Origin of the sequence: Pseudomonas sp. 7SR1 (genome assembly GCF_900156465.1) — a bacterium.
Classification (GTDB): Bacteria; Pseudomonadota; Gammaproteobacteria; order Pseudomonadales; family Pseudomonadaceae; genus Aquipseudomonas.
In genome coordinates, this window is sequence record NZ_LT707064.1 from 5,241,567 (window position 1) to 5,254,426 (window position 12,860).

Sequence of the window (12,860 nt, forward strand, 5' to 3'; positions counted from 1 at the left end):
ACCGTCAGTTGAGCTTCCACTTCCTGATGATCTGGTCGAGGGAACCATCGGCCTTGATAGCGGCGATGCCTTTGTTGACCTGCGCAAGCTTCGCACTGTCTCCCTTGCGCATGATCAGGCAGACATCCCCCATCACCACGGGCTGATAGCTCTGGACCAGATGCACCTTGTTCTGCGTGCCTTGAGCCAACTGGTAGGCGACCACCGGACGATCGGCAAAGCCTGCCTTGATCCGACCAAGCGCCAGGTCGCGCATCAGGTCGGGAATCGAGTCGTAGCCACGCACTTCCTTGAAGACACCGCGCTTGTTCAGCTCATCGATGAACACCGTGCCGACCTGGGCGCCGACCACCTCACCGGCAAAATCCTCCATGCGGGTGTACGGGGTCTGGTCGTCGGCCTTGACGATCAGACCCTCGCCATAGCTGAAGACCGGGTCGGAATACTGCACCACCTTTTCCCGCGCCGGCGTGCGAAGCATGGCGGCGGAAATCAGGTCGATCTTGTTTGAAGTCAGGGAGGGAATCAGCGAAGCGAAGGTGGTCTGCTGGATCTCCACCTCGAAGCCGCCAGCCTTGGCCACTGCCTGCGCGGCGTCGACCATCATGCCCTGGATACTCTGGCTCTTGACGTCGAGGAAGGTGAAGGGAATACCCGTCGCGGTTGCGCCAACCTTGTAGACGGGTTCGGCGGCGACGCTGGCCGAAGCGATGCCGCAGGCCAGAGCGACAACGAGCGTGAGTGCACGAAAGCGAGTAAGCATGGCGTATCTCCCAATGGACGCTTTTATTTGTCTTAAGTCCGGTAAGGGTGCCCCAGGTGTATGGCAGGAGGCTCAAAATGAATATAAACGATTTACTTGAATCGTAAAGAGATTTATAAGTATCGAATATCGATACGCATGAAGCAAAAACAAGGAATTCCACATGAGCGAAACCCCTCACCCTCTGTTCAATCAGTCACTGGAGAAAGGCCTGGCGGTGCTGCGAGCCTTCAACGCATCCCGGCGCACGATGAATCTGGCGGATATCGCGCAAGCGGCGGATATCAATAAAAGCTCCGCGCAACGCATGATCCACACCCTTGAAGAGCTTGGTTACGTGCGCAAGCATCCGCAGACCAAACGCTTCCAGCTGACCCCGAAGGTCATGGAGATCGGCTACAACTACCTGGCCGCCGATACGCTGGTCGACGTGGCCAACCCGTTCCTTGCCGAGCTGGCCCAGGCTACCGGGGAGACGACCAACCTGACCGAACCCGACGGACTGGACATGGTGTACGTGGCACGCTTCGTGGCACCGAAATTCATCCCGATCCACATGCCCATCGGCAGCCGGATACCAATGTACTGCACCGGTTCCGGACGGGCCTTGCTGAGCGCCCTGCCCGACGACGAACTCACTGCCGTACTGCACGCCAGCGAGCGCAAACGCCATACCCAGTACACCCTGACCGCGGTCGACGACATCATCGAGCAGATCGAGACCACGCGGCGCAGAGGCTACGCCACGAACAAGGAAGAGTTGTTCCTGGGCGACATGTCCATCGCTGCGCCAATCATCGGCAGCCAGGGCCTGCCGGTAGCGGCCGTGCATGTGGTGGTGCCCAGCAGCCGCTGGACCATGGAGGAAGCCGAGCGCAAGCTGGCACCCGCGGTCATCGAATGTGCACGGGCGATTCGTTCGTCGATACGGACCCTTTAGCAGATTGCTCCAGTGGACAGACACCCTGTCCCTTGCACAAATCCAATTATTACCACCGTCGCTTAGAGGGTGGACTGCGCATACAGGATAGGGTGATTGAGCCCTGGGCTAGTTCAACTGGGAGCCCTTCCAACGAAACACGCCGGGGCAGGTAGCAGTATTTGAACGAGAACAGCACCAACGGTTTGATGGTGCAACTTACCTATCACTCCGGTTGCCGCCAAGGCTCGTGAGTGACTCACACAGAAACATCAAACCGAAGCCTTCAGATCCACCCCCAGCGCCCGGGCAAAGGCCTTGACCAAGGGGCTGCGTACAGTGTTGTGACGCAGTATCAGACTGAACGGCGTGACGATGTTGATCAGGTCTGGACATACTGCGCGAAACTCTCCCCGCGCCACCATCGATGCGGCGTAATGCTGGGGCAGGAACCCGAGGAAACGCCCCGTCTTGATCAGCAGCGCCACGGCTTCCACTTGGGTGGCTGAGGCGGAGAAGCTGTCGTAGTGCGCAAACTTCAGTTTGTCGCGATGAATCGCGTAGCGATGGTTGACGCATTCGTACTCCTTGAGCACATGTGCGCCAATGTCCTCGTCCGCCATGGAGAACAGCGGGTGGCCAAGTGCGCAATAGACCTGCGAACGTTCTTCATAGAGTTCGTAGTAATCGAACTCTTCGCGTTTTTGATAAATCGGTACGATTCCCGCTACCAACCGCCCTTCGACGACACCTCTTTCGACTTCATCGAGTTGTGAAGCATGAAGTTGAAACCGGACTTTGGGCGACTGTTCATTCATTTGCCTGAGCGCAGCAACTAACGGGGAGTTATCATCCGAGATAGTATTATCAATAACCCCCACACCAAGATCACCAACAAGTTCGTTCTGCGCTGAACTAAGTCGGTCACGGAAGTTGTCGACCGAGGCAAATAAGTCTATCGATGCCTGATACACCAGACGCCCTTCTTCCGTCAGGTGAAAGCCCTCGCGCCCACGCGTACAAAGGCGCATCCCGATACGGATTTCCAAGTCGGAAATCTGTTTGCTGATGGCTGCCAGCCCCACGTTCAGCTCATTTTGTGCGGCACTAAAGCCTCCCGCCTCGACCACCGCCTTGAACACTTTGAGCAATTTGAAGTCCAGCCCGCTGAGGGCCAACGGTGCCCTTTGCGGGGTTCTTGGCGGCGGGTTTCCGGAATTGGAAAGTGGGGTTTCCATAATGCTTATTTACCTCTGGCGCTCTATTCAACAACCTGTGCCCAACAACAAGAACAAGCTGGCCCAATAATAATGAACACAGAAAACCAAGCTTGGCAACCGCCAATAAATTCCGAACATCAGCGCCAAAACGCTGGTCGCGAAACATCAAAAGCTGACAGTTCGATCAGCGCTCGCACCGATGCAACTGCCCTCTTGAAAACTGCTCTGGCCTGACTTCGCTCGCTGATTTTCGTAGCGACGTCGTGGCCTGGAGTACCCGTTTCAGTTCGCGAAACCGACGAGGAAAACAACAATGTCTCAAACCACCGACCGACTCTGGGGAGCTCGCTTCAAATGCGGCCCTTCCGAAGCCTTGGCGGCCCTGTCCCGTTGCCCTGAGCGCTACTTCCGGCTCACCCCGTACGACCTCGCCGGCTCCAAGGCCCATGCCCGGGAATTGCAGCGCGCCGGACTGCTGAACGAGCAAGAAACCCTGACCATGCTCGACGCCCTGGAACGCATCGGCGCGGACTATCGCGCCGGCAGCATCGCCCCGACCCTGGATGATGAAGACGTCCACACCTTCATCGAGCGCCTGCTGACCGAACGGCTTGGCGCCTTGGGTGGCAAGCTGCGGGCCGGTCGTTCGCGCAACGACCAGACCGCCAACGATCTGCGGCTGTTCCTGCGTGACCACGTACGCACCGTGGCCGTTGAAGTGCTGGCCCTGCAGCAGGCGTTGGTGGAACAGGCCGAGCAACACATCGAAAGCATCTGCCCCGGCTTCACCCATCTGCAGCAGGCGCAACCGATCGTGTTTGCTCACCACCTGCTGGCCCACGCCCAGTCGATGCTGCGCGACGTACAACGGTTGGTGGACTGGGACGCACGGACGTCGCTGTCGCCACTCGGTGCGGCGGCCATGGCGGGCTCGGCGATCGCTCGCCTACCTCAGCAATCGGCAAAGGAAATGGGCTACAGCGGCGTTTGCGAAAACTCCATCGACGCCGTGGCCAGCCGCGATCACGTCGCCGAGTTCCTGTTCATCGCCAGCATGCTCGGCATCAATATCTCGCGCCTTGCCGAAGAGTTCTGCCTGTGGTCATCGCGGCAATTTCGCTGGGTCGCACTGGACGATGCCTACGCCACCGGCAGCTCGATCATGCCCCAGAAGAAGAATCCGGACATCGCCGAACTGGCGCGAGGCAAGGCCGGTCGCCTGATCGGCAACCTGACCGGCCTGCTCTCCACGCTCAAATCCCTGCCCCTGTCCTACAACCGCGACCTGAGCGAAGACAAGAACGGTGTGCTCGACAGCGTCGACACGCTGCTACTGGTATTGCCCGCCATGGCGGGAATGGTGGCGACCATGAAAGTCAATGTCGAGGAGTTGCGCCGCCAGGCACCGCTGGGCTTCACCCTCGCCACCGAAGTTGCCGATTGGCTGGCGGTGCGCGGCGTACCGTTCAAGGAAGCTCACGAAATCACCGGTGCTCTGGTCCAGGCGTGCGAGAAACACGACATCGAACTGTGGGAGGCCTCCCCCGCTCTGCTGGCGGAAGTCGATCCTCGCCTCACCCCGGAGGTACGCGAAAGCCTGACCCTCGAAGCCGCCATCGCTGCCCGCAATGGCTGGGGTGGGACCGCGCCACAACAGGTACGCGAACAGATCGGACGCTTGAAAGCCGCCCTCGCCACCCAGCAGCAATGGACCGAGGACTATCAGGGCTTGCGCCTCTGAGCAACACACCGGACCTGTGGGAGCGAGCTTGCTCCCACAGCGATAGCGCTGCAACCGAGTACGGAGAAACAACATGAGCCAGACACAGGCAGAACGACTCCAGGCGGAGCGCAAGCTGGCGGAAAACCAGTTCGACATCACCCAGTACGATCATGTGCCCCGGCGCTACTACGGGCGTATCTTCTTCGCCACGCTGATCGTCATCGCCCTTGTTGGCCTGGTGCGTGCCTTCGCCGAAGGCAAGATCGAATGGTCGTACATCGGCCAGTTCCTGACCTCCGAGGCGATCATGTGGGGCTTGCTCAACACCATCGTCATGGCGGTATTGGCCATGGCGCTGGGCATCGTGTTCGGCGTGATCACCGCGATCATGCGCATGTCGGCCAACCCGATCCTGCGCTATGTGGCCGTGACCTACACCTGGCTGTTTCGCGGCACGCCGTTGATCCTGCAACTGCTCCTGTGGTTCAACCTGGCGCTGATCTTCCCCACCATCGGCATTCCCGGCCTGTTCGAAATGGACACCGTGAGCCTGATGACTCCGTTCGCGGCGGCCTTGCTGGGCTTGAGCATCAACCAGGGTGCCTACACCGCCGAAGTGGTGCGCGCCGGCCTGCTGTCGGTGGACACCGGGCAATATGAGGCTGCCAAATCGATCGGCATGCCACGCCTGCAAGCGCTGCGCCGGATCATCCTGCCCCAGGCCATGCGGATCATTATTCCGCCGGTAGGCAACGAGTTCATCGGCATGGTGAAGATGACCTCGCTGGCGAGCGTGATCCAATACTCGGAATTGCTCTACAACGCCCAGAACATCTACTACGCCAACGCCCGCGTGATGGAGCTGCTGATCGTTGCCGGCATCTGGTACCTGGCCACCGTCACCGTCCTGTCCTTTGGTCAGAGTCGCCTGGAGCGTCGTTTCGCCCGCGGCGCCGGCAAGCGTTCCTGAGGAGTTCCACATGAGAAGCATCGTCAAGGCCGTGAGCCTGAATAAATATTACGACCAGTTCCACGCGCTCAAGGACATCGACATCGAAGTCGAGCAAGGCGAAGTGCTGTGCATCATCGGCCCGTCCGGATCGGGAAAAAGCACCTTGCTGCGCTGCGTCAACCAGTTGGAAAAAATCGACAAGGGCGGCCTGTGGGTCGACGGCGAACTGGTGGGCTACCGGATCGTCGGCAACAAGTTGCACGAACTCAACGAAACCCAGATCGCCCGCCAGCGGCTGTCCACCGGCATGGTGTTTCAACGGTTCAACCTGTTCCCTCACATGACCGTGTTGCAGAACATCATCGAAGGACCGTGCCAGGTACTCAAGCGCTCCCCCAAAGAAGCGAATGAGGAGGCCCTGGAATTGCTCGCCCGTGTCGGCCTGGCGGACAAATGCAACAGCTACCCGATCGAGCTTTCGGGCGGCCAGCAGCAACGTGTGGCCATCGCTCGTGCATTGGCCATGCGTCCCAAGCTGATGCTGTTCGATGAACCCACTTCGGCACTCGACCCGGAACTGGTCGGTGAGGTGCTGTCGGTGATGCGCGATCTTGCGCAGACCGGCATGACCATGATCGTCGTCACCCATGAACTGGGCTTCGCTCGCGAAGTTTCCAATCGCATGGTGTTCATGGACGACGGGCAGATCGTGGAGGCTGGAAGCCCCGAAGAAATACTAATAAGTCCACAGAACCCTCGCACCCAAAGCTTCATTTCTGCCGTTCGAACCTAAGCGTCCGTTGACGCTCACAACACTCATAAGAGAACGACCATGAAGAACTTCTTTATCCCCGCAGTACTCGCTGGCGTCATGGCTTGCGGCTTCACCTTCGCGGCCGAATTGCCGGCAAGCATCAAGGCCAAGGGCGAAATCGTCGTGGCGATCATGCCGAACTACCCGCCGATGGACTTCAAGGACCCGGCCACCAACACCCTCACCGGCTTTGACTATGACCTGGGCAACGCCCTGGCCGAGCGCCTGGGTGTGAAGATCAAGTGGCAGGAAACAGGCTTTGAACAAATGATCAACGCCCTGACCACCGACCGCGTCGACATGGTGCTGTCGGGCATGACCGACACCGCCGAACGCCAGGCCAGCGTGACCTTCATCGACTACTTCACCAGTGGTCCGCAGTTCTACACCTTGCAGAAAAACAAGGACACCAACGAAATTCTCGACCTGTGCGGCAAGAAAGTCGGCACCAGCCGCCGCACCACCTTTCCAGCGGAAATCGCCGAGTGGAGCAAGGCCAACTGTGAGGCCGCCGGCAAGCCGGGGATCAACGTGGTCGGCACCGAAGGCTCGGCCGATGCCCGGGCGCAACTGCGCCAGAGCCGCATCGATGCAGCCATGCAGGGCAGCGAAACCCTGCCTTACCTCAAGACCCAGGAAAAGGACATGTACAAGACCGTGGGCCTGCCGATCTCCGAGCAGTACACCGGCATGGGCGTGAGCAAGAAGAAACCTGAGCTCAGCGAAGCGGTGAAGGTCGCGCTGCAAAGCATGATCGATGACGGCAGCTACCAGGCGATCCTGAAGAAGTGGGATCTGGAACTGGGAGCGATCAAGACCGCGACCATCAACGCCGGGAAGTGATCGCACAGGCCATTTGATTCCGATGTGGCTGCGGGCTTGCTTGTGAGTGTTCCAACGTCAATGTTGCTTCACTCGACGCCATCGCGAGCAAGCCCCGCCACAAAGGGTCTGGTGTCTACGAATAAAGATGGAGCACTACCGATGCCCTCCTCACCCACCTGGCCCGCGCCGCACAAGGCTTGCCTGGCCCTGGCCTTCGACCTCGATGGCCCGACCGGTGATGCCATGCTCAACGGCTCGATCTGGCGTAAGCCCGAGTACTTCGGGTTCGGCGGCTATGGCCCTTACCGTGCACTACCGCGCCTGCTCGATGTGCTCGACGAATTCCGGATCCCGACGACATTCTTCGTCCCCGCCTGGGTCGTGGAGAACTGGCCGAGACAATGCCAGGCGATTGTCGAGCGTGGGCATGAGGTGGCTTATCACGGCTACAAACACGAATCCTTTTATGCCCTGACACTGGATCGGCAAAAGGAAGTCATGCAGATCTGCCGCGAGGTGTTCTGGAAACACCTGCACATCCGCGCAGAAGGCTTCCGCACGCCGTCCGGCGACTGGCGCGCCGAGACCCCGGCCATGCTGGTGGAAGCCGGGGTGATCTATTCCAGCAGCATGCGCGGCGACGACCGACCGTACCTGATGGAGGTAGCGGGTTTCGATACGCCGCTGGTGGAAATTCCAGGCCGATGGGAAATGGACGATTACGCGTCCCTCGCCTACACCCGCGCGCCGAACTTTCCTTCCGGGTTGGACCGTACGGCCAGTTACGCGCTGACCCTGGACAACTGGTGCCGCGAATATGACGGCGCGATGGACGAAGGGTTGTGCCTGACCACCCTCTTGCACCCGAAAATCATCGGTAAGCCGGGACGCCTCCTGCTGCTGGAAAAGCTTTTCGAACACATGCGTCGGCGCGATGACGTGTGGTTCGCCACCTGCCGCGACGTCGCCCACTTCTGGTTGAAGGAGCACCGCCATGGCTGATTCCATCTGGCCGGAAGGCTATCGCTGCGCTGTGGTACTGACCGTCGATTACAACGACATCCATGGCATCCTCACACAAGCCCCGGAAGTGGCCGGGCGTGACAAGACCTTATCGGTATGGCGCTACGGTACCCAACGCGGCGTGGCGCGCTTGCTCGGCCTGTTCAAGGAACTCGGGGTCTGCAGCAGTTGGTTCGTCCCCGGCATCATGGCCGAGGAAAACCCAGCGCTCATCCAGACGATCCAGGACGACGGTCATGAGATCGCCTGCGCCGGCTACCGTCATCAGGATTACGATGCGCTAGACCTGGACGCCCAGGGCGCCGATGTCGTCAGGGGCTGCGAGACCCTGGCCAGGCTGACCGGCAAGCGCCCGGTCGGCTTTCGAATCCCGGCAGGCAATGGTGCGCCGGGATTCATCGGCGCATTGAAGGACCAAGGCATCCGCTGGTCCTCGTCGTGGCGCGGCGACGACTTGCCATTCGCTCACCCGACTGCGCCCGGTGTCATTGAAGTGCCGCTGCATTATGAGCTGGAAGACGAGCCTTACTTCGCCTTCAACTTGAGCCCGGCGGTGCCACCGGGACAATCACGGATCGCCTCCTACAGCCACACCCTGGGCAACCTGCAAATGGATTTCGCCGGGTTTCACCGTTTTGGCCTGTGCTATGTACTTCGCCTGCACCCGGAAATCATCGCCACGCCGGGACGGATAGGCGTGTTGCGCGAGTTGATCGAGGGCATTCAACGGCACGACGACGTGTGGATCGCCACCGGCGCCGAGGTCGCGCAATGGTGGGCAAACAGCGCAGCGCCGGCGGCCGAGGATCATCCCGCCTCGGTATACGAGCGCCATTACCGGGATTACGTCTGATGAGCGAACGTTTGCAACGGTTGGCGCAATTCTGTGTCGATCTGCGGTTTGAAGATCTCTCGCCTGGGTTGATAGCCCAAACCAAGCGACACATTGTCGATACGTTCGGCGCAACCCTGGTCGGCGCCGAGAGTGAGATCGCCAAACAGGCACATAAAGTATTCGCCGGTGACGCGGGCGAGGTTCCGGTTTGGGGAACCGCTCTGCAGGTCGGCGCGGGCCCGGCGGCGATGTTGAACGGCATCGCCGCCCATGCGCTGGAGCTGGACGATACCGGTGGTTGCGATCACTCCGGGGCCGTCGTGCTGCCAGCGGCGATGGCGGCGGTTTCGCTGCGCGCACGGCCCGTGAGTGGTCGTGAATTCATCAGCGCCGTCGTGATCGGTTATGAGGTTGGCCGTCGAGTCCTCGAAGCCTGCGGCGGCTATAGTGCCCACAATGGCGCCGGCTGGCACTCCACCGCGACCTGCGGGGTGTTCGGCGCAGCCGCCGCCAGTGCGCGCATCCTGGGTCTGGATACCCGGCAAACCCTGGCCGCACTGGGCATTGCCGGCAGCTTCAGCGGTGGCCTGTGGGCCTTCATTCACGATGGCTCGCACAGCAAGAAACTGCACAGCGGGCGCGCCGCAGAAGGGGGTCTGCTGGCTGCGCGGTTCACCCAACAAGGCATCAGCGGGCCGACGCAGTTATTCGATGACGTCTGGGGCGGTTTTCTGAACACCCTTGCCCCAGCGACTTCAAGACCCGAAGCCCTCGATGCAGAGCTCGGCGTGAACTGGAAGCTCGCCCGCTGCTCGATCAAACCCTATGCCTCCTGTCGCGGCACCCATTCGGCCATCGACGCCCTCGGCCAGCTGTTGGAGCAGTTGAAGGTATCCGTTGACCAGGTCGAAAACCTGCACGTCGGGTTGAGCGGTTTTCTTCACGGCATGTGTGGCGGCCGGGATATCGCCCACCTCGCGGCCGCACAAATGAGCCTGCCGTATGCCCTCGCCGCGCGGTTGGTGCATGGGCATTGCCAACTGCACGCTTATGACGATCGGCAACGCAACGATCCTTTGGTGACTCAGTGCATGTCGCGCATCCAGCTTGAAGTGGACCCGCGACTGGATGAGGATGGCGAGCCTGTGGTGACCCTGCGGACCGTGGACGGTCGGCAGGCAAGCCTGTGTGTGGAAGTGCCCTTGGGAGCGCCGGGCAATCCACTTGCCGATGAGGCCCTGGATGAGAAGTTCTTCAGTTTGACGACGCGGGTAATGCCCCAGGAACGGGCTGCGGAACTACTGAAGCAACTGCGACGCATGGAAGACCTGGAATCGATACGTACGCTGGAACGGTGGCTGGGGTGATCAGGGTATCGACGGCTCGGGCGTCATCGCGGTGCACGCCAACAATCTGAATAAGGACATTTGCACCTCGTGGCCACTTACTCCCTCGTCATTCGACGCTTGATGATCGTTTCGCTGACCATTGTGGTGAGCCGCGCCATCACCAGCCCGTTGCTTACGCTGTTTCTGAGCAACAAGCTGGGCCTCAATCAACAAGATGTCGGCTTGCTGCTGGGCATCGCGGTGTTCATCGCCACCCTGCTGGCCTTGTACGGTGGCTACATCATCGACCGCCTGGAGAAGCGCCGGCTGCTGATCCTGGCGATGCTCTCCAGCGCCGTGGGTTTCGTCCTGCTGACCTTTGCCGAAAACCTTTACCTGACTACCTTGACCGTGGTGATCACCGAGACCGCGTCAGCCCTGTTTCTGATCGGCTCCAAAGCGATCCTCAGCGAAAACCTGCCCATCGGCCAGCGCGCCAAAGCGTTTTCCCTGCGCTACACCCTGACCAACATCGGCTACGCCACCGGTCCCATGCTCGGCGTGGTGATTGCGGGGGTCTACCCGATTGCGCCATTCCTGATCGCCGCAGGCATCGCGTTCTTCAGCGTCTTTCTGATGATGGGAATCCCCAGCGATGGAACGCCGACAGCGGCCCTTGGCCCACCGCCCAGCTTTCTCAAGACGTTGAAGACCCTGAAGAACGACCGCACGCTGATCATGTTCACCTGCGGCTGCCTGCTCAGCACCGTGGTGCACGGGCGCTTCACGCTCTATCTGTCGCAATACCTGCTGGTCACTCACGACGCCAAGCGTGCACTGGAGATCATGGCCGCCCTGCTCGCCTGCAACGCAATCACGGTGATTGTGCTGCAATACCAGATCGGCCGGTTCCTCGACCGCGAGAAGCTGCGCTACTGGATCGCTGCGGGCACCAGCCTGTTCATGCTTGGCCTGATCGGATTCAGCCTGGCGGACGACATGCTGAGTTGGTGCGTGGCGATGTTCATTTTCACGCTCGGTGAAATGATCATCTACCCGGCCGAATTTCTCTTCGTCGATACCCTGGCCCCGGAAGAACTGCGCGGCAGCTACTACGGCGCCCAGAACCTGGCCGCCCTGGGCGGCGCCCTGAGCCCGGTGATCTGCGGGTACCTGCTGATACAAACCCCGGCACCGACGATGTTCTATGCCTTGAGCGCCTTGACTGCGATGGGCGGGCTGCTGTGTTTCATGAGCGGGCGTCGGGTAGCGGCCGTGCAGAAGTGATTCATGGAACGGCATTCTTGCTGTAAGACGGCTCGGCGGCGTGAGCAACGCCAGGTTCCGGAACATCGGATCCATGACTGACGATCAGGGCAGCGACCAGTGATCAATAGTTTAGAAATCTCTGAACTATCTTTTTGTGCTTCCCTATTTTTTCCGCCAACCGCCCCTCCCTACTATTGATGGCAACAAAGGAGCCTTCCATAGAGATCCGGCCCGAAGATTGCCTTTCCTGATTGTCACTGCCGTTCGTTGTGCGTTTCGGTTAGCGCCGCAACGTCGCCGTGTCAATCATGCGAAGGAAACTTTGGAGCAGATCGATGAAGTTGGAAATATTCCGAACGTTGTGGGGCTACACCGCAAGCAAGGCACAAGCGCTCGACGAGTTGCTTGAAGCCGGGTTCGATGGCATGGAAGCCCGCCTGCCCATGACCGCCAGCGAACGTGCCGAGTTCGCAGCCTTTCTACGCATCAACAAAGTCAGTTATATCAGCACCGTCTTCAGCGCCTACGACGTTCTGCCGGAGCAGTCGGCAACTCCCGACGAACACCTTCTGGACCTCGACAAGAAACTCGGTTGGGCGGCTGAGTTGGCACCGCGCTTCATCAATCTGCTGGCTGGCAACGATCGCTGGCCCCTGGCACAGCAAGTCGACTTCTTTGGCCGCGCGATGGACCTCGCGCGCAAGCATGGCCAGGTGTGCGCCTTCGAAACCCATCGCGCTCGCTCGTTATTCAATCCCTGGGTCACCCTCGAGTTGATTCGTCAACTGCCGGACCTGCGCTTCACCAGCGACATCAGTCATTGGGTCGTCACCTGCGAGCGCCTGCTCAACGATTCGGAAGACGATCTCAGCACCTTCGTCGAACGCGTTCACCATATTCAAGCCCGAGTCGGATACGACCAGGGACCGCAAGTGCCCCACCCCGCCGCTCCCGAGTACAGCCAAGCGCTTGCCTTCCATCAACAACATTGGGAGGCCATCTGGCGATCCCAGGAAAAACGCGGGTATCAGGTCAGCACGCTGACACCGGAGTTCGGCGCCGACGGCTACCTGCATCACCTGCCCTTCACCAACGTGCCGGTGGCTGATCTGTGGTCGCTGAACGTGTGGATGGCAAACACCGAGCGCGAGCATTTTCGGCGTTTCGCCTGCACCTCAACCCGATAAGG

The 12,860-nt window shown here is 60.1% G+C and carries 12 protein-coding genes; 10 read left to right on the plus strand and 2 right to left on the minus strand.

What is annotated here, in order from left to right:
• Window positions 1–4: 4 nt before the first annotated feature.
• Window positions 5–763, minus strand: coding sequence for an ABC transporter substrate-binding protein (locus BW992_RS22995; protein ID WP_076407163.1), 759 nt, complete (start codon window positions 761–763; stop codon window positions 5–7).
• A gap of 163 nt (window positions 764–926) precedes the next feature.
• Here BW992_RS22995 and BW992_RS23000 point away from each other — a divergent pair, with 163 nt between their 5' ends.
• Complete coding sequence (locus BW992_RS23000) at window positions 927–1,703, plus strand: IclR family transcriptional regulator (RefSeq protein ID WP_072458453.1); 777 nt, start codon at window positions 927–929, stop codon at window positions 1,701–1,703.
• Window positions 1,704–1,954: 251 nt separating this feature from the next.
• On the opposite strand, the gene BW992_RS23005 is transcribed toward BW992_RS23000, so the two are convergent.
• The gene (locus BW992_RS23005; protein ID WP_076407164.1) at window positions 1,955–2,920 is read right to left on the minus strand and encodes a LysR family transcriptional regulator; all 966 of its coding nucleotides are present in this window, start codon (window positions 2,918–2,920) and stop codon (window positions 1,955–1,957) included.
• Between the two features lie 295 nt (window positions 2,921–3,215).
• Between BW992_RS23005 and argH the strand changes: the two genes are divergently transcribed.
• From argH to BW992_RS23050, 9 genes are all read left to right on the plus strand, one after another.
• A complete protein-coding gene (gene argH / locus BW992_RS23010; RefSeq protein ID WP_072430484.1) occupies window positions 3,216–4,643 on the plus strand; it encodes an argininosuccinate lyase in 1,428 nt (475 codons plus the stop codon).
• 73 nt (window positions 4,644–4,716) lie between these two features.
• The gene (locus BW992_RS23015) at window positions 4,717–5,595 is read left to right on the plus strand and encodes an amino acid ABC transporter permease (protein WP_060742901.1); all 879 of its coding nucleotides are present in this window, start codon (window positions 4,717–4,719) and stop codon (window positions 5,593–5,595) included.
• A 10-nt stretch (window positions 5,596–5,605) separates the two neighbouring features.
• Complete coding sequence (locus tag BW992_RS23020; protein WP_076407165.1) at window positions 5,606–6,370, plus strand: amino acid ABC transporter ATP-binding protein; 765 nt, start codon at window positions 5,606–5,608, stop codon at window positions 6,368–6,370.
• A 39-nt stretch (window positions 6,371–6,409) separates the two neighbouring features.
• The gene (locus BW992_RS23025) at window positions 6,410–7,234 is read left to right on the plus strand and encodes an ABC transporter substrate-binding protein (protein WP_072430483.1); all 825 of its coding nucleotides are present in this window, start codon (window positions 6,410–6,412) and stop codon (window positions 7,232–7,234) included.
• Window positions 7,235–7,375: 141 nt separating this feature from the next.
• Window positions 7,376–8,218 carry a polysaccharide deacetylase family protein gene (locus BW992_RS23030; protein ID WP_076407166.1) on the plus strand — a complete coding sequence of 281 codons (843 nt, stop codon included), beginning with the start codon at window positions 7,376–7,378 and terminating at the stop codon, window positions 8,216–8,218.
• On the plus strand, window positions 8,211–9,092 hold the full coding sequence (locus tag BW992_RS23035) for a polysaccharide deacetylase family protein (protein WP_076407167.1): 882 nt from the start codon (window positions 8,211–8,213) through the stop codon (window positions 9,090–9,092). Before BW992_RS23030 ends, BW992_RS23035 begins: the two co-directional genes overlap by 8 nt.
• Window positions 9,092–10,441: an MmgE/PrpD family protein gene (locus BW992_RS23040; RefSeq protein ID WP_072394576.1), complete on the plus strand. Its 1,350-nt coding sequence runs from the start codon at window positions 9,092–9,094 to the stop codon at window positions 10,439–10,441. Before BW992_RS23035 ends, BW992_RS23040 begins: the two co-directional genes overlap by 1 nt.
• Window positions 10,442–10,510: 69 nt before the next feature.
• Window positions 10,511–11,689: an MFS transporter gene (locus BW992_RS23045; protein WP_072394573.1), complete on the plus strand. Its 1,179-nt coding sequence runs from the start codon at window positions 10,511–10,513 to the stop codon at window positions 11,687–11,689.
• A 317-nt stretch (window positions 11,690–12,006) separates the two neighbouring features.
• Entirely contained in the window at window positions 12,007–12,858 is an 852-nt protein-coding gene (locus tag BW992_RS23050; protein WP_076407168.1) for a sugar phosphate isomerase/epimerase family protein, read from the plus strand.
• Window positions 12,859–12,860 lie beyond the last annotated feature (2 nt).